Annotated in this window: 18 protein-coding genes and 2 pseudogenes; 4 read left to right on the top strand and 16 right to left on the bottom strand. The window is 51.7% G+C overall.

The features are described 5' to 3' along the window. Positions 1–28: 28 nt before the first annotated feature. The 6 genes from NFS35_RS18120 to NFS35_RS18095 form a co-directional block, all read right to left on the bottom strand. On the bottom strand, positions 29–301 hold the full coding sequence (locus tag NFS35_RS18120; protein WP_251208516.1) for a hypothetical protein: 273 nt from the start codon (positions 299–301) through the stop codon (positions 29–31). Between the two features lie 255 nt (positions 302–556). Then, a complete protein-coding gene (locus NFS35_RS18115) occupies positions 557–967 on the bottom strand; it encodes an iron chaperone (protein WP_251208515.1) in 411 nt (136 codons plus the stop codon). 36 nt (positions 968–1003) lie between these two features. Then, the gene (locus tag NFS35_RS18110) at positions 1004–1156 is read right to left on the bottom strand and encodes a hypothetical protein (RefSeq protein ID WP_251208514.1); all 153 of its coding nucleotides are present in this window, start codon (positions 1154–1156) and stop codon (positions 1004–1006) included. 3 nt (positions 1157–1159) lie between these two features. After that, positions 1160–3010, bottom strand: coding sequence for a serine hydrolase domain-containing protein (locus NFS35_RS18105; protein ID WP_251208513.1), 1851 nt, complete (start codon positions 3008–3010; stop codon positions 1160–1162). A 108-nt stretch (positions 3011–3118) separates the two neighbouring features. After that, a complete protein-coding gene (locus tag NFS35_RS18100) occupies positions 3119–3535 on the bottom strand; it encodes a GNAT family N-acetyltransferase (RefSeq protein WP_251208512.1) in 417 nt (138 codons plus the stop codon). A 57-nt stretch (positions 3536–3592) separates the two neighbouring features. Further along, positions 3593–5173 (bottom strand): AAA family ATPase, encoded by a 1581-nt coding sequence (locus NFS35_RS18095; protein ID WP_251208511.1) that lies wholly within the window; start codon positions 5171–5173, stop codon positions 3593–3595. Between the two features lie 173 nt (positions 5174–5346). On the opposite strand from NFS35_RS18095, the gene NFS35_RS18090 reads away from it, so the two are divergent. Continuing rightward, complete coding sequence (locus NFS35_RS18090; protein WP_251208510.1) at positions 5347–5703, top strand: nitroreductase family protein; 357 nt, start codon at positions 5347–5349, stop codon at positions 5701–5703. Between the two features lie 8 nt (positions 5704–5711). On the opposite strand, the gene NFS35_RS18085 is transcribed toward NFS35_RS18090, so the two are convergent. The 4 genes from NFS35_RS18085 to NFS35_RS18070 form a co-directional block, all read right to left on the bottom strand. Then, positions 5712–5849 carry a hypothetical protein gene (locus tag NFS35_RS18085; RefSeq protein WP_251208509.1) on the bottom strand — a complete coding sequence of 46 codons (138 nt, stop codon included), beginning with the start codon at positions 5847–5849 and terminating at the stop codon, positions 5712–5714. A gap of 142 nt (positions 5850–5991) precedes the next feature. Continuing rightward, a complete protein-coding gene (locus NFS35_RS18080) occupies positions 5992–6276 on the bottom strand; it encodes a hypothetical protein (protein ID WP_251208508.1) in 285 nt (94 codons plus the stop codon). Between the two features lie 119 nt (positions 6277–6395). Next, entirely contained in the window at positions 6396–6641 is a 246-nt protein-coding gene (locus NFS35_RS18075; protein WP_334303560.1) for a GNAT family N-acetyltransferase, read from the bottom strand. 205 nt (positions 6642–6846) lie between these two features. Then, complete coding sequence (locus tag NFS35_RS18070) at positions 6847–7332, bottom strand: GNAT family N-acetyltransferase (protein WP_251208507.1); 486 nt, start codon at positions 7330–7332, stop codon at positions 6847–6849. Positions 7333–7797: 465 nt separating this feature from the next. Here NFS35_RS18070 and NFS35_RS29710 point away from each other — a divergent pair. After that, positions 7798–8526: pseudogene (locus NFS35_RS29710) on the top strand (metallophosphoesterase); the annotation flags it as partial. A gap of 573 nt (positions 8527–9099) precedes the next feature. After that, positions 9100–9330 (top strand): annotated as a pseudogene (locus NFS35_RS29705) (YbaK/EbsC family protein); the annotation flags it as partial. A 228-nt stretch (positions 9331–9558) separates the two neighbouring features. Here NFS35_RS29705 and NFS35_RS18055 read toward each other — a convergent pair. From NFS35_RS18055 to NFS35_RS18030, 6 genes are all read right to left on the bottom strand, one after another. After that, on the bottom strand, positions 9559–10692 hold the full coding sequence (locus NFS35_RS18055) for an aldo/keto reductase (RefSeq protein WP_251208506.1): 1134 nt from the start codon (positions 10690–10692) through the stop codon (positions 9559–9561). 176 nt (positions 10693–10868) lie between these two features. Continuing rightward, the gene (locus NFS35_RS18050; protein WP_251208505.1) at positions 10869–11435 is read right to left on the bottom strand and encodes a hypothetical protein; all 567 of its coding nucleotides are present in this window, start codon (positions 11433–11435) and stop codon (positions 10869–10871) included. A gap of 66 nt (positions 11436–11501) precedes the next feature. After that, positions 11502–12089 carry an ATP-binding protein gene (locus NFS35_RS18045; RefSeq protein WP_251208504.1) on the bottom strand — a complete coding sequence of 196 codons (588 nt, stop codon included), beginning with the start codon at positions 12087–12089 and terminating at the stop codon, positions 11502–11504. Positions 12090–12290: 201 nt separating this feature from the next. Then, the gene (locus NFS35_RS18040; protein WP_251208503.1) at positions 12291–14114 is read right to left on the bottom strand and encodes an ABC transporter ATP-binding protein; all 1824 of its coding nucleotides are present in this window, start codon (positions 14112–14114) and stop codon (positions 12291–12293) included. Further along, positions 14107–15825, bottom strand: a complete 1719-nt coding sequence (locus NFS35_RS18035) for an ABC transporter ATP-binding protein (protein WP_251208502.1) — start codon at positions 15823–15825, stop codon at positions 14107–14109. Before NFS35_RS18035 ends, NFS35_RS18040 begins: the two co-directional genes overlap by 8 nt. After that, entirely contained in the window at positions 15822–16265 is a 444-nt protein-coding gene (locus tag NFS35_RS18030; RefSeq protein WP_251208501.1) for a MarR family winged helix-turn-helix transcriptional regulator, read from the bottom strand. Before NFS35_RS18030 ends, NFS35_RS18035 begins: the two co-directional genes overlap by 4 nt. 322 nt (positions 16266–16587) lie before the next feature. Between NFS35_RS18030 and NFS35_RS18025 the strand changes: the two genes are divergently transcribed. Further along, the gene (locus tag NFS35_RS18025) at positions 16588–17808 is read left to right on the top strand and encodes a GGDEF domain-containing protein (protein ID WP_251208500.1); all 1221 of its coding nucleotides are present in this window, start codon (positions 16588–16590) and stop codon (positions 17806–17808) included. Positions 17809–17819: the final 11 nt, after the last annotated feature.

Raw genomic sequence — 17819 nt, 5'->3', positions numbered from 1 at the left:
TTGGATTACGGTTCCATTATACTATATTTCAGAAGCATTCACAATCCTCGCTAACAATGATCTGCTCCATTTTGAAGCATCCTTGTACATCAACATCCCTGCCCGTCCTTTTATGCGCCTCAGTAGGTTCGTCCATCAGTACATCCCCACATCCCGCCGCATCTCCCGGAGTCCCTGGAGCATGGCCGCCAATATCCCCAGTCCCAGCACGGCCCAAAGCCTCAAAGGCTTCCCTGTTGTCCCGGCATGCCAGTTCCATCAGTTCATTATCTGATTTTTCCTGCAGGCTGCGCTGCTCCACCTTTCCCGCCCTCCTCCCTCTTTTCTGACATCCGTTTTTCGCCCAGACTGCCTGTGCAATCGAAAGCGATGCCCTGCTTCCGCTTTATTATATTATCCGTATCCGAAAGCAGGAAGTTACACCCCTCCCGATAAAAACATAAAAGAAAAGCATCCCCCAAGAGATGCCTTCCTATACAGAATCACTGCTTTCTTATTTACGCAGAACTATACACATCTTAGCCCATTCTCTGCACCTTTCAGACACTTTCCGATCTTACGGATGGCTCCCCGTCTCATAGCACCACCTGGCGATATCGGAAACCAGTCCCGCCGGAACTGTCCCGCTGTAAGGGAGCTGTATGGTTCCCTTGCTGGTCTTGTATCCTTTCAGACACTCGGAAAACTCCCTGACAGCCTCCGGCCCCGGATACAGGCCCACATGGTTTTTGAAACCGGCAAACTGGATGATATTATGCCCCTTCCAATAAGTCGGCATGCTCCATGAAATCCGCTCCTCCGCCTCCGGCAGCGCCGCGCAGAGCGCTTCCCTTATTTCCTTCAGATATCCCTGCACCGCTTCCGGCTGTGCCGCAATGTATTCATCTACTGTTTCCGGCGCTTTCCCGCAGTAATGGCTCTGCTCCTGCCTCTTAAAGGCACGCCCGCACTTCGGACACGTCCACATCTTTATCCCTCCTGTCTCATTCCCGTTCCCTGACTGTCACCAGAACCTGATTCCCCGGTTGCTTCCCTGTCCGGAATGTCGATGGCTCCCGCCCCCCAGTCCTAACGGCACTGTGAACAGGAACAGCAGGCTGCCGGAACAGGAGAACCCTAACAGCGCGGCGGCTGTTTCCAGTTTAGGCTCAAACATGGTTCACACTTCCCTGACATATCTGTCCGTCCCTGTGCACAGCCATGTCCGGTCTCCCTCCTGTTCCAGGCGGAAGACGATCCCATCCCGGGTAGTTTCCGAAATCAGGCAGGTCTCCTTTTCGTTCCGGGAATCGCATACAAGGGGCACCACCGGGTATTCCTCATGCTCCGTGGTGAAAATCAGCACGTTTTCCTCATTGATGCTCTCCAGACAGATTCTGCCGAAAACATCCTCCCCTTCCTCTGCCGTGAAGCAGGCTCCCGCCAGATTGGGCCATAAGGCTCCGGGGGACGGGTATCCGGCGTTCTTCTGGCAGAAGGCCACTCCCCACCTTATGTAGTAGACCTTTCCGTCATATTCCTCCGCTGTAATCCGGTCATGCTCCCCTTTTACGAAGGCTTTCCCGTCCCACTGGAAGCCGCTTAGCCCCTCTTCCCTTTGCCAGGCCCCTCCCTTTTGCAGGGTCTCCGTGTACAGCGTTTCTTCCTGTACGGAAAAGCGGTAAACGCTGGTGCTTCCGTATGCCAGTCCGCTGTATCTGCCGGGGACTTCCAGGAGCGCGCTTTGTTTGATGCCGGCGGGTTCCGATGCCTGGGCGCTTTGTTTTTCTATATTGCCAGGTTCTGATGTCTGGGAGCTTTGATTTTCGCCACTACTGGATTCTAATCCCAGAGTGCTCTGCTTTTCGATGCTGTCAGATTCCGGTTTCTGGGAACTCTGCTTTCCGCTGCTGCCAGGTTCCGGTGTCTGAGAGCTTTGATTTTCAACACCATCCTCTCCGTTCTTTTCAATAAACTTCAGAGCTTCCCCGCCAATGTCCTCCAGCACCTCAAGCCATGGGGCACCTCCATCATTGGTGGCTGAAATCGCCAGTGACAGCCCACAGGCAGGGCCCACCAGCAGATAGCTGGTAAACTGCTCTGTGCCGCCTGACTTTATCACCGCCCCCTCCCCCAGGGGAATCCGGTTCCTGTTGTAGAGCGAGTCCCATCCCAGGCAGTAATCTGCCGCATCGTATGCCCCCTGCAGGAAGGTCGCTCCCTGGGGGCACCTGGTCTCGTCCAGATATGCCTGTCCGATGACGCCCCTGGAATCGATGAAGAGGGAGCCGAACATGGCGCACTCCGGCACTGTGGTATGGATTGCCCCCGCGCCGAAGCAGTTGTAGTATTCCGGCTCGTCACCTCGGCAGGCCACCTTCACATGCCCTTCCGCAAGCCTTCTGCCCACTCCCGCGGAAAAGGCTCCCGCCGGTCCCGTTATCTGCTCCCGCAGCCACCGGATATAGGGCTTGCCTGTCACTGCCTCCACTACTTCCGCCACCAGGTCGAAGCCGTCATTGCCGTAGCTGGAAAAGCTGCCCGGCCTGGCCCGCAGCTTCACTGTCTGCCAGTATGCCGGTGTGTTCCGGTATTTTCCCGTATAAAGCTCCTCCTCTTCCTCCAGGTCAAGATGATCGTGGAGGTTCGTCCCCGGGATTCCGGAAGAGTGGTTCAGGAGCATCCGGACGGTGATCTCCCCGCACCTTTCGTCCGCCATCCTCCAGTCCGGCAGGTATCTGCGCACCGGTTCGTCCAGGGATATCCTTCCCTCCTGCACCAGCTTCATGACAGCCGCCGTCACATAGATTTTGGAGACAGAGCCTACGTTATATAGGTCATCCACCCGGGCCGGGCTGTCATCGAATCCCCTTGTGCCGGCACAGGCCGCCGCCAGGAGCCCTTCCGACCCGCAGACTGCAGCACAGGCCGCCGTGGTTTTCTTTTCCCGGACAATCCTTTCCAGCTTCTCCTGTATCCGCTCCGCCAGCGCCAGGCTGCTCCCGCTGCATCTGCCATCCTGTATGCTCATTGCTTTTCTCCTTATTATGGTTCCGCATCTGCCCCGCCCAGCACCCGGACATGGGCTGTTTTCATTTAGCTCTTGGTATTTCTTAGCTGGACTTATGGATCTGTATCTCTATTTTTCAATCTTTATTCTCATCCCTTTGCCATTGTATCCAAATGGTACTGCCTCAAATCCACAGCTCTCATAAAATTTCTCCATACCTCTAATTGATATCAAATTAATAGTACTGTATTCTCCAGCCATAGTTTCATTTTTTATAGCATCTATTATGGAATTTACAAGTTTTTTTCCTATTCCTTGTTTTTGATATTTTGAGCTGACTACTACGTCAACTAAAAGATATGACATACCATCCCCAATGGCTCTGGCCATACCGACTGTTTTGCTATCGTATGTCGCCTTTTTTATAATTGTGCTATTCCTTATAGCTTTTTCAACAATGAGTGGATTTTTTATTTCCCAGCCTACTTCTACCCTCAATTTATTATATTCATCTACGTTTATATCATCGTGTATTTCAATCATCATTTTCACCATTCCTCTAATCGCAAATTCATCCAAAAACCGACCGCTGTTTTTCGTTTTTCAGATTCTTTCAATCACGCAGCTATGCGCTTTCTTTTTTGCATCATAGCCGATTCCCACCAGCACGATCTCGCCGCCATAGTCCTTCAATACGGCAGGGTAATTCCGCTCTTTCACCTGTCGGATTGCTCCCTCGGATGACTTGTTCCATTTCAGCTCCACCACCAGCGCCGGAAGCGCGGATCTGCGCTTTGGCAGGTATACCACATCCGCAATCCCTTTTCCGGACGGCAGCTCCTCCACCTTCAGGTACTGATCCAGCGCGGCAATGTACGCGAACTTAATCACGTACCGCAATGCCTGTTCGTCATTATAGTAGGCGGGCGCATATTGGGAATCCCGAATCTCTTCCACGGCCTTTGCGACTGCCTCTGCATCTCCCGCTATCGTATCCTCCAAAAGCTTTTCGGAGCGGCCAAGCAGCTCCATCCATTTCCGGTTCACGTTCGTGCCCTTCAGAATCTTTCGGAACTCAATCCGCACCTCCTCATTGGGGATGCGCACCGTCCCCTCCTCCTCATGCCAGGTCAGGTACCCCAAATGAATCAGCAGAGTCAGCACATCATCGCAGCTTTTGAAGGATTCAAAGTCATTCTCGAAAAGGTCTGTGTCGACCTCTACCTCTTCCCCGGAAATCAGCCGGGAAATGGTCTCCTGCAGCCCCTCAAAGTCCATATTGATATATGTCATCAGGGATTCCGCCGCAGAAGTCCTCTGCCAGTAGGAGCCGAACTTCCTCTTTCTCATGGCCAGCATGACTGAATAGGGATTGTAGATTGCCCCGATATCCGGGAAATCGTACCCATCATACCAGTTTTTGGCATCCCCGAAGTCCATCCCGTAGCTTTCACACAGCCTCTTTACCTCGCTTTCCGTGAAACCGGTAAACTCCGCGAACCCATCCGGGTCAAGCACCGAATATTCTCTAAAATCCGAGATGGCTGACTGGGAGCCGTCCTTCTTGATGGGCAGGATTCCCGTCATGTAAGCCGCCGCCACCGCCTTGGGCGTGAAGTTGTTGTTCTTGAACCAGCCCCTGAGGAAATTCAGATACTTCCTCTGTACTACCGTATCTCCCTTCGCCTCCCGAATCAGCGCGTCCCACTCGTCAATGATGAACACGAACGCTTTCCCTGATTTTTCCACACAGCCAATCATGGCATCCGCAAGGCTTTTCCCTTCCAGCTCCGGATACTCTTCCGTCAGTTCCCTGCAGACTGCATCGGCAATCATATTTGGCACATTTGAAAGTGGTATGTCCATTCTCTCCGCATCGGAGATAAAGCCGGTGATGTCCAGATTGATGACATGATATTGGTTCAGATGCGCCAGATATCCCTGCGTCCCTGCTATCTCCTTGTCGTCAAAGAGCCCATGGGAATCGCAGGAACAGTCATAGTATGCACACAGCATCATTGCCGCGTAGGACTTCCCAAAGCGCCTTGGCCTGCTGATACAGGACAACTTCTCCCTTGTCCCCACAGTATTATTTATCAAGGCAATCAAGCCTGTTTTATCCACATATTCAGACTGTAGTATCTCCTGGTATCCACTGTTTCCCGGATTCAAATATGCTCCCATTGGAATCTCCTTCCGCGGCCATGCGTTAATACTCTTTTGTTTAGTTTATACCAGAACCGTCAATAAGACAATACCTCGTTCCATTATCTTTCCGGCAGAATAAAACGCAGAATAAAGTTCGCTGGAGTTCGATAGATGCTCTTTTCGGAAAGAAAATATTCTGCAGCTAATCTGTGAGCGCCATAATCCCAGGCCGTCATTATATCATGGAGGAAGCGCCGGTCATTTTGTTTGTGGTCAATTCATTAGGCAAGAGCATTCTGGAAGATTTGACGCCGGAGGAGCACATTTCCGAAATCTGCAATATCCAGTCTGTAAGCGCTTCCATACAGAATATGCTCCTGGCCGCTACGGAGAAAGGAATCGACAGCCTTTGGATATGCGACATTTTCTTTGCATATGCCGAACTGAGCCAATGGCTGGAAAGCGATGGTCAGCTTATCGCGGCTATCGCCTTTGGTTATCCTGATGAATTCCCGGAGGAAAGGCCGCGCAAGAGGATTGACGATATCGTTGAATGGAGATGCTGATTTTCAGATTACTTCCGAAGAAATCCCCGAATCGTCAGCACTACTGCCAGAATCAGTACCACTATTGTCACCGCCGCTGCAATCACAAAAAAAATTGCGGAAAAGATAGGGATTCCATGGCCGCCTTCCCCACTTGCAAAAATCATCAAATCCAGCCGGATGCAACCGTGGCATTCGCCATCTGCATGGCAGGACTGGTCATCGGGAAGAAATTCGCAGCGTCAGGGTTCTCTTTCCCTTCAGGCGGCCCAACATCCATTGATATATTCTCCCACTCCAGCATGGCCGTTAGTGCTGCATACTTGTCAAATGTTTAGTTTTCTGCCCTGCTGACGTACTTTGTGCCTGCGCTTCCTCTGAAGAAGCAATCCTCACTTCCACATTGCCCACGGATACATACACATCCTTGCTTTCATCCGTGGGGTTCTGCACGTTCACGCCTATCTTAAACCACGCGCCCTTTTCCACCTCCATCTTCACAGGCATCCCCGGCGTCAAATAGACAGGCTCGTCATAGGCATTCTCCTCCCGGACTTCTACCGCCAGCAATTTGGCAAGTTTCGATATAATCATTTTTTCTACTTGTGATTATGTCCCTGGCCCATGCAATGGTATTGCGGCAACAACCGGAAGGAAAAACTACGGTTCCATGCACTTTTATGCTGTTGTTTTGATACATTCAATTTTTATACTTAACTATGCATGTACATTCTTGACATCCTGGGTTCACCATTTCCCTGGACCATGCACAAAAATTTATGTCCTGCAATCCCTTTACAGCGATATTCTTCCTCTGTATATACAGCGCAGACATTTGGCGTGAGGTCTTTTCTGTCATGAAAATCATTTTCAATCACTCCAAGTCCTCCTATGATTCTGCCCTCATCCAGGCAAAGATACCAGCCATACTCGGTTTCATTATTAAGATAAGCTTCCATACATTCAAGGTAAGCTTCTTGTGGCACTCCCCACTTACAATGAAACCATTCGGCTGCCGTGTCCTTTAATTCCGGCCGCTGCCTTAACGTGACATATATACTGTTTCATGTTCTCCTCCATAAATCCTGCGCTTCTGTACATACACGGCAGTTACAACATGCTCTTGGCGTGCTGACACAGCCCCGGAACCAAGTATGATTGCATTCATGTTATATCCGCCTCCTTCTTTTCATAAAATACTAATGTAAGTCTTTCATTAATGATTTCTGTTTTTCCCGTCTGGCAATATCCCATTTTTTCATACAAATGACAGTTTTTAGCCTCCTGCCAAATTGTGTCCAGCTCCCAATTTTCGTTTCCATGCATTTCTTCACACAGCCGGATTGCTTTCTGTGCAATGCCTTTCCCTTGAAATTCCGGCAATATAAATATTGGGGAAATTCTTTTGTTTTTTCCATTTTCCTTTTTGTCAATAATACGGATAGCTCCTACTTTCTTCTGTCCGATACAGATAAAATAGTAAAATGTAAAGTCCTGTTTTAAGCGTGCTTCTACTTTTTCCATGTTTTCATTTCCAGGACTGGTGTCAAAATCCTGATATTTTTCCAATAATTCTTTGAAAGCTTCAATCTGCATAGCATGTAGTTCTTTTGCGTTGTCAATATTTGCCCTTAATAATGTTATTTCCATATACAGCCTCCGTATTACAAAAAAGCATTGCCTGATACATTTTTCTCAAATGCCACTTTGGGTATGTCCTCTGCTTCCAAAGCCTTCATTGCTGAATCGCCTAGCCCATTTTAGGTATTTTCATACAATATCCCTCTTGTATCAGTAATTTCAATACAAGCGCCCTCTCGTTCCAACATTATCCGAGTGAAATTATCCAGTATCCATCATATTTAGCAACAATAATCTTCATTATTTCTTCATCCGGCTGCCAGAAATCCAGCTTTTCCTATCCCGATTGATGAATTACATCCATATCTTAGCACAAATGCACACACAATTCTATTAAATTCTGCTTGAGTTCCCTTACTTTGTTATTCACGCAGGCATACAAATATCCTACAGCGCCCTTTGCCACCGCCCATTTCCTGTGTCCACAGCCCTGATACCCCAAAAAGTTTGCAGCGTGAAGCCATATATGATATAATGACCTTATTTTCGGCAGGAAACGGCCGAATGGCCATCCAGCATGAGCGATGCCTTGCTCATGCTATCATGCTGTGTAACCTGTATCTACAATACGCCCCCTCATTGAAAAGGCTGCTGTCAGTTACAGGCATTCCTCATAAACCAGAACAACACCTCATGGAGGCACCCATGGATACCATTATTCAAAAAATCGATGCGAAACCCGGTCAGCGGATTATCGCCATGAGCGATATCCACGGCCAGCCTGACTATATACTACAGCTCTTACGAAAACTGCATTACCGCAACGACGACATCCTGGTCATCGTGGGCGACCTGGCCGACAAAGGTTCGGACAGCCTGCATGCAGTTCGTTATATCATGGATTTATATTTGAAAAACCAGGTCTATGTCTCTATGGGAAACGTGGATGACCGCCTGGTCCAGCTCCTTCTGGATGAAACGGAAGGGTGGGAACAGCGCTTCCATGACTTTGTGCACTGGCAGTGGGATGTCTGGCGCCGCGGCCTGATCCTGGACATGCTTACCGGCATGGGCATTTCCCCGGAACATATCACCCCGGAAAATACGGCGGCCTGCCGGAAACGCCTGCAGGAACATTATGCTCCGGAAATTTCGTTTTTGCGACAGCTTCCCACCATTCTGGATATGGGTTCCTATCTTTTCGTCCATGGGGGAATTCCCACCGATGACCTGGACCGCCTGTCCGGCACCCCCAGGTATCAGTGGCTGAAAAACGACCGTTTTCTGGAACAGGACTGCCGCTTTTCCCGATGCGTGGTCACCGGGCACTGGCCGGTATGTCTCTACAGACAGGACGAGCTGAACATGAATCCCCTCTTCGACTATGAGCGCAGGGTCATTGCCATGGACGGCGGATGCGGCCTGAAGACCACAGGACAGCTGAACGCCCTGGTTTTTCCGGACAAGGATGCCCCCATGGAAAAGGTCACCTGGGAATCCTACGATGCCTTTCCCCTTGTGACAGCCCTGGAGAACCAGGAAAAGAAGCCTTTCTCCCTGTACATCCAGTATCTCGACAGCCAGGTGGATCTCCTGGAAGAAAAGGATGGCATGACGCTCTGCCGCCATTCGGGCAGCGGCAAAGAATTGTGGATTCCCTCCTGTTACCTCTACCGTCGGGAGGACGGATGGCATGCCAATGATTACACCGACGAAGAACTGGAAGTGGACGCCGGAGACGAACTTTCCGTCCTCTACAGCCATGCGTCCGGATGTTATGTGAAAAAGAATGGCATTTCCGGGTGGTACAGGGGCAGTTACCGGGAATCCCCTTCCCTGGGGATTTCCCCGGGCTCGGTCAGCGTCCTGGGACTGATGAACGATGCGGAGAACCGGGTACAGCTCCTGATGGACCGGGATGTGCTGCAAGGGACTTATTTCGGCTGTCACCCTAACGTCAATACAAGCAGTCTCCGCATCAGGATGGACGACTTACTGGAACGGATTCTGCCTGCCATCCATCATGAACCGCTTATGGTGGAGCTGAAGGGAAACCCGAATCCGTGAACCTTGCTACATATTTGCAAGCCGAAACCAAGCTTTTGTCAATTTGCGCAAGGCAAAAAATCCAGACTTTCTCCAATGCCCCTCTGATACCCAATTTATACTGCTTAACGATTTCACTTGCCGTGAAACCAGACTGCATAACGCTGACTGGTTCATTCGCATGATTACATTAGGCAGCATTCAGCGTTATGCAGTATAACGCCGCAGTCTCTTTACAGAAACTGAGAATTAATCACACAAAATCTCGCACACCTTTTCCAGATGCTCCCTGATAGCCAGGTGCTGGGGGCATTTCTTCTCGCAGATACCGCACTTTTTGCAGTCCGCAAAGGTCTTGCCTTCTTTCTGGAGGTAATTCTTCATCATATTCTTCGCATGGTCTTTCAGGCCGTACACATTATAATAGGTATACATCTCAAAAATCCGGGGGATGTCGATTCCCACAGGGCAGGGCTGGCAGTATTTGCAGCCTGTGCAGTAAAGCTCCGAGAACTTCTTGATTTCCTCCATGGCAGCGCCCAGCTGCTCCCACTCTTCCGCGGAGAATGCCGTATCGTCGGAGGCCACTTTGATGTTCTTCTGCACCATGTCCAGGTTCTGCATGCCGGAAAGGGCGCAGTTCAGGTTCGGGTTGCCCAGGCAGAATTTGAACGCCAGTTCGTATGTAGCGATGGAAGCCTTGCCGGTGAGCTTCGCGTAGAGGTCTGTTGGAGCCGCCAGCCTGCCGCCGCCCACGGGCCCCATGGCAACGGTGCCAAGGCCTTTTTCATTCACATATTTGATCATCTCTTCATTGGAACGGTCAAGGAGATTGTACTGGCAGAGCATGGACTCCATCTTCACGCCCCGTTCCTCGGAGGTGTCCACGATGTGCCTGATGACTTCCGGCGCGTCATGGAACGAAAAGGAAATGTGGCGGATAAGGCCCTCTTCCCTGGCTTTCGCGGCAGCCTCCAGAAGGCCCTCCTTTACGACTACATTGTTGTAGGAATTGCGGTTCAGGGCCCAGAAATGGTAGAAATCCACATGGTCTGTGCCCAGGCGGGAAAGGCTCTTCTCCAGGCGCTTTCTGTAGCCGTCGGCTCCTATGCCTGCGTCTATGGGGCATTTGGTGGAGATGAGGATCCTGTCCCGGAAGCCTTTTACCGCATGTCCCAGGGCGGCTTCGCTGTTCTCGCTGCAGTATCCGGGAGCGGTGTCGAAATAGTTCACGCCGTTCTCATAGGCGTATGCTATCATTTCGTCCACCTTGTCCTGATCCACGAAATTCTTCTCGCCCTCCTTATATTCCGGAAAGCGCATGCATCCAAATCCCAGTGCCGAAATCTTCTCTCCTGTTTTGCCGAATTCACGATAGTTCATCTTGTCATCCTTTCTTGGTTATATTATTTTTTGTTATATTAGACAATTCCTTAGGAACTGTCGGAAAATAACCGCTACAATTTGTTTAGGAAAAAGCCCGGAAATACAATAAAAATTGCTGCAGACTTGTAGCGGTTATTTGCAGACACTTCCTTAGTGCCTGCAAGCTGAAACTTTTATTCTGCAGTATACCTTTCCCATACTTGCGGCAATTTAGACTGTATAAAAGAAGCATAGGCGCAGTCAGGGGTTTCTATCATATGCTTTTCCTTTAAATATTCGACACAGCATGAATACCACCATTCCAGCTGCTGCTCCGATTTATCTTCAAAATGACCTATCTTCATTTTACCCTGCTTCACATATTCCGTAAATAGAGCATATGCATTTTCTACCCGGAAACACCCCATTACTTCAACAGGTTCTGTCGCCAGTCTCGCACAAGGGATATTTTTGAATGGAATGACTTGATTTTCTTCTGCAAGGACTTCGTAGATATATCCGCTGACGCCTTCCGATACTTCTTTCAGCGCATTCGGGTACAGTTCGTGGTAAATCGGTATATTACTGTCGCCTTCAAAACCATAAGGAAACCAATAATAGGGCCGTTCTACAGCATTGCATAAATAGAATGCGGCAACTACATCTATTGTAGTCATATATACATATGGCCTGTCATGGTCAGCCTGATTGGGTTTTAATACTTTAATATTTCCTGTGTTACTTCCATGATATAGTATCATAGCGGCTTCCTCCTTAAATGCCGATTTATATATGATTATACTCCGTCTCTGCGTATTCTTCGTATTTCATACATGTTTTTCCATCACTATGCCTTGTAAAAAGAGGTCGAACGTCTGTTCCCTGTCTTTTGCGGTCTCAAAGTACGGCAGACCGTATTTTTGGCATTGCTCTTTCATGCAGATGCTTTGCTCCACGATATATACTGCGCCCTCCCGGAGCTCTTCCTCCGATTTGTAGAAGGTGTAGTCCTTTTCCGTGTCATATCTCTTTTGAATGGCGAACCGCTCTTCCGGTGTCACGTCGGACGTAATGAAATAGAAGATTTCACAGTTCGCCCCATGGATATATTTCATATAATCCCCTGGCAGGAGCTGATACATATCCAACACCATACCGGGTTGGAACTCATCGTATTCGCCGCTGTCCAGCATCGCCCGGACAAAAGGGGCCATCTTACCGCTAATCAGGCGCAATGTGTCCATGGAGGATAGTCCGGTGTAGGTATTCACCCCTGTTTCGGGGAAACACTTCTCAAACCCCGCTATGATCGAATCCATGCTGATATGCTGATACCCATACTGCTTTGCCAGACGGCGGGAAATCGTGCTCTTCCCGGCTCTTGGGACACCTGCGATAATAATGTTGTTTTTCATCTTGCCTTCTCTCCAAATGCTGTTTTTTGATTTCAATTCAGATCTCTTTAGTTTTGATAAAGTATGTCACAGAACGCTTCTTCTGTCAAGATGCCGCGGCAAGGTTGAAGTATGTTGAAATCTGTTGAAATCTAAGGGAAATTCGGGAGGGCAGCGGTTCAGCCTGGACGCTGAACCGTTGCCCTGGAACTCCCCCTCGCGCTACACAAACTGGGAATTATAAAGCGTGCTGTAGAACCCGCCCTGCCGCAGCAGTTCCTGGTGGGTTCCCTGCTCGGTAATCTCCCCGCCCCGGACTACCAGGATCGTATCCGCGTTCTGTATGGTGGACAGTCTGTGGGCGATCACGAAGCTAGTCCTGCCCTGCATCAGTCCGTTCATGGCTTCCTGGATCTGAATCTCCGTCCGGGAGTCCACATTGGAGGTGGCCTCGTCCAGAATCAGCATGGGAGCGTCGGACAGGAACGCCCTGGCAATGGTAATCAGCTGCCGCTGGCCCTTGGAGATGTTCACGCCGTCATCTGAAAGCAGAGTGTCGTACCCGTCGGGAAGGCTTTCGATGTATCCGTCAATCTTGGCGGATTTCGCCGCTGCCCTGACCTCCTCCATGGTGGCGTCTTCCCTGCCATAGACAATGTTCTCGAAGATGGTGCCGTGGAACAGCCAGGTGTCCTGGAGCACCATGGTAAAGGCGCGGCGCAGATCCTCCCGCCTGATCTTCAGGGACGGCGCGCCGTCCACCCGAATCTCGCCGGACACAGGGTCGTAGAAGCGCATCAGCAGGTTGATGATGGTGGTCTTGCCCGCGCCGGTGGGGCCCACGATGGCGATCATCTGCCCCGGCTTCGCCGTCACGAAGACATTGTGCAGAATGGTGGTGTCCTTCTTGTAGCCGAAGGTGATGTCGTCCAGCTCCACCTGGCCTTTCACCTGCGCCATTTCCCGGGCATCGGCGGCGTCCGCCGGCTCCGGCGCTTCGTCCAGCACCCGGAATACCCGCTCCGCCGCCGAGAAAGCGGACTGGAACTCGTGGAGGATGTTGGAGAATTCGTTGATGGGCCCGGCGAATTTCCTGGAATACTGCACGAACTGCGCCACTCCCCCCAAAGTGATGAACAGGACGGAGCCCGCCTGTATCAGGCCGTTTTCGGAATACATATACAGGATTCCGCCGAAGATGGCCACCAGCGAAAGGGACACGTTGTTGATCAGGTTGATGGTGGGGAACAGGAGGGATGCATTGTACTCCGCGTTGTAGAACGCCCCCATGGCCTCGTCATTGTGGGTATTGAAGCGGCCCGAGATCACGTCCTGCCGCCCGTATGCCCGGATGCTGGCAGAGCCGGAAAGCATCTCTTCGGCATAGCCGTTGAGCTCGCCGTACTTCCGGGAGCGGGCGCTGAACAGAGGGCGCACCTTTTTGGAACGGTACCGGGTGAACAGGACAGAAACCGGCACGGTGACCACGAAAATCAGAATCATCGGCCTGGAAATCTTCCACATGAACACCAGCGAGCCCACCACGGTATAAATGCTGGTCATGACCTGCACCAGGTCGTTGGACAGGGAGGTGTTCACCGTATCCACGTCATAGGATATGCGGCTGATGATGTCCCCGGTGGCGTTGGTGTCGAAATACCCCACAGGCAGCGTGTTCAGCTTCTCAAAAATCTGTCTGCGCATGGTATATACGATTCGCTGGCTCAGGTTCACCATAATCACCGACAGAAAATAGGCGATGACGGCAGAGCCGGCGTAGCAGACAATCATCTTGATTACGCTGTCCCAGACCGCCCCAAAGTCCACCCCCGAGGACAGGCTGATGGCGTCGATTGCGGCACCGGAATACCGCGGGCCCAAAAGGGACATCTGATTCGATGCCAGGGTCAGTATCACGGCAAGGAGGAACAGCGGCCATTGCTTCAGGATATATCCCCCCAGCCGGAGCATGATTCCGCGGTTGTCGCGCTTTTTCTTCGAATGATTGTCGGTCATAGGTTTATTCGTCAATGGTTTGTCAGTCAAGGAAGGCACCTCCCATCTGAGAATCGCTGATTTGCCGGTATTCCGCACAGTTTTCCATCAGTTCCTCGTGTGTTCCCCGGCCGATGATTCTGCCCTCGTCCAGCACGATGATCAGGTCGCAGTTTTTCACGGAGCTGACGCGCTGGGCCACGGTGATGACGGTGGAATCGGACATGGACTCCTTCAGCGCCTGGCGCAGGCTGGCGTCGGTCTTGTAGTCAAGGGCCGATGAGGAATCGTCCAGAATCAGGATGCCGGGATCCGCGGCGATGGCCCGGGCGATCAGGATGCGCTGCCGCTGGCCGCCGGAAAGGTTCGTCCCCTTGGAGGAAATCATGTGGCCATAGCCATCCGGCATGGCGGAGATGAAATCATGGGCCTGGGCAATCTTCGCGGCCCGGCGTATCTGTTCGTCCGAAATGTCCCTTCCGAAACGTATGTTCTCCTCGATGGTGTCCGCGTAAAGGAAGTCGTTTTGCAACGCCACGCCGAACATGGCGGTCAACTCCTTCTGGGTATAGGAGGATATCTTTCTGCCGTCGATGCGAATCGTGCCGGAGTCGGCATCGTAAAACCGCAGCAGAAGCTTCACAAACGTGGATTTTCCGCTGCCGGTGGCGCCGATGATGCCAAGCGTCCCGCCTTTGGGGACACTGAGGGTGATATCTTCCAGGTTAGGCTTTTTGCCCAGGTAGGAAAAGGTCACTTGCTCAAAAGAAATCCTGACTGCGGGGTCTCCTCTGCCGTCATCCTCTGTCAGCGGGAAAGATTCCGGCGTGTCCAGAACCGCGGCGATCCTGCGGGCAGAGGCGGCGCATTTCGTGTACATGATGAACATGCGGGACAGGGACATCAGCGCCATGGAAATCAGGGTAAAGTATTGGGTAAAGGCAATCACCGTAGCCGCGGAGGAGGTTCCCTTTGCCACCCGGTAGGCCGCCACGGCGATGACCCCAGCGATGCCCAGATTCATCAACAGGGTCATGATGGGATTCACCGCGTTCATCACGATGCCGGCATGGCATTCCTGCTTTGAGAGGGCTCGGTTGAAAGCGTCGTAGCGGCGGTTCTCGAAGTCGTTTTTGGAAAGGGCCTTGATGACGCGGACGCCCAGCACATCCTCCCGCACCACCCGGATCATGTCGTCGGTGGACTTCTGCACTTTGGTGTACAGCGGGACGCCCCGGCGGGCGACGCTGTACACGGTAAGGAAGATTAGGGGCATGGTGGCGATCATCACCAGGGACAGAGCGCTGTCCATGAACAGGGTAATCCCTACGCCCCCAAGCAGCAGAATGGGCGCACGGATGCCCATGCGCTGCATCATGCCCACGAAGTTCTGGACATTGTAGGTGTCCGAGGTGATGCGGGATTCCAGGGAGGGAATCGTGAATCCATCCGTGTCCCGGGCAGACAAATACAGGGTACTGGCGAACAGGTCTCTGCGCATCACGGTGGAGAAATCCGCCGTGACCCCTGCAGCCATCCGGTTGGCGGTCACGTTCCCCACGCAGGCTGCCACCGAACAGAGAATCATCACCCCGCCATACCACAGGATGCGGGGGATTTCCATGGTGACAATGACATTCTCCAGGATGTAGGTCAGCAGAAAGGGAATCAGAAGCTCTGCCACGGTGCCCAGGATCTTGATGGAGATGCCCCGCAGCATCCGCATTTTATAGGGTGCAAGATAGGAAAATATCCGTTTCAACTTGATGTCACCTCCAGCTCTTCCGTAATCTTTTTCGCATTCTGTTCCATCCTGGAGAGCACTCTGTGGAAGACTTCCAGCTCTTCCGGCGGGACATTTTCCGTCAGGCGGGCGTTCCATCCCTTGTTTGCCAGCAGCACTTTGGGATAGATGTCCAGCATCTTCTCCGTGGGATGTACCTGGTACTGCCTCCTGTCCTTTTCATTGGGGACACGGGTGATGTAGCCGTGCTTTTCCAGATGGGCCAGGGTCCTGGCCACAGTGCTTTTGTCCAGGCACAGCGCCCTGGCGAGCTCGTCCTGGGAACGGCCAGGCGCATGGCAGATGTTCAGCACGAATGCATAGTGGTTGGGGCACAGGTCTTGGGCCGCTATGGTCTTCTTTCGATATGTGGCCTGGCAGCGGCTGATGTTGTTCAGGGTTTTCATGATTCCGGGCATGTTATGCTCCTTTATTGGTTGTATTTACAACAGTTGACACCGCAACCATTATACTATGGGATGGTTGCGGTGTCAACTGTTTCCTGCCGGTTAATTGTGTGTCGCTTCACCCGCTCAATTGGATAAACCGCTCTCCTACAGCAAGGAAATCCCCAAGCATCCCCTCAAAATCATCAGATTCATCACCATTCTACCATATAGATCCATCCATTCCGTCTCGATTCTCACGTCACCGCTGCAAAGAAAAAACTTCCCTTTTAGACCCGATTGCTGTATAATTAGGAAAAATTGTGCAGCCCAAACGGGTCATAGGAGCGATTATATGGAACATTCCCTGAAGCTTTTGATTGACTATTTACAGAATATCCTGGAACAGCCGGAGGCAGCCACCCTCCGTCTGGAAGAGCTGTCGCCCGATTTCCGAGAGTTGGGAGAAAAAATAGCGCTTCTGGCTGATGCGCTTCTTGACCTGACCGGTCAATTGCAGCAGAAAACCGAGTCCCTGGAGCTGGAGAACCAGGTCTTGATGGACAACATCCAGGCCATGGATGAGATCAGCTGGTCTCTGGAGCAGAGCAACCAGGAGCTGCGCAGCAACCTGGCACTGGTGAATGCCCTGACAGACTACACCCACAGCATGATTTTCGTATACTCTGCGGAAACAGGAGAGGAAGTGCACTCCAATCAGCCAGCACGCTGGTTCCAGAAAGCCTATGTGCAGACCGCCGCCCAGTTGACCAGGCAGCTCCTTGACAAACAGCCGGAGATCCAGCGCCAGATAGATCAGCACAGAAAGAATCCGAACGCGGAAACCTCACCCCTCCAGGACGGGCAGGCCGCGGAAGGCGAGAATCCATCAGACCATAACCAGAACTCCCTGAGATGGGATCTGGCGCTGCACGATTCCGACGATACCGAAATCTTCTACCAGGTGGAGTCCTTTCTCATCCCCTGGTTCCGTTCAGACGGGGAGAATTCCCACGATGCCAGGAAACAGGCCGTCGTCCATATCGTGATTGACGAGACAGAGCGGCAGCGACGGCAGAAGCTAATCTACCGTTATGCCTATGTAGACCCTCTGACCAACCTGAACAACCGGCGCTATGCTACCGAAAAGATGGAGCAATGGCTGCAGGAGGGAACTGCATTCACGCTCTCCTTTATCGATGTGGACTATTTGAAATACTGTAACGATACTTTCGGGCATGAGCAGGGCGACAGCTATCTGATCCAGGTCTCCAGGGCGCTGCAGACCCTGGGCGGGGAGGTATGCCGGGTAGGCGGCGATGAGTTCTTCCTGCTCCAGACCGGGCTTACCTCAGCCGAGCAGAATCGGAAACTGGAAAGCCTGCGGCAGGCGATGCTGGCGGACAAGAGCAGCGGGCACCCCAAATGCTTCAGCTACGCCTCCACCCTGGTTCCGGCCCATTCCGGCACTCCTTTATCCACGTATATCAGCGATACGGACGCGCAGATGTACCAATATAAGCAGAAATACAAGATTCCTCTCTCCAATGTCATCTACAAGGATGACCGGATATAGGCGGGAATGCC

The sequence above is a fragment of the Acetatifactor aquisgranensis genome, assembly GCF_943193215.1.
Taxonomy (GTDB): Bacteria; Bacillota; Clostridia; order Lachnospirales; family Lachnospiraceae; genus Acetatifactor; species Acetatifactor aquisgranensis.
The sequence above is the reverse complement of the archived record's forward strand: the minus strand, read 5'-3'. Positions and strand labels throughout refer to the sequence as shown.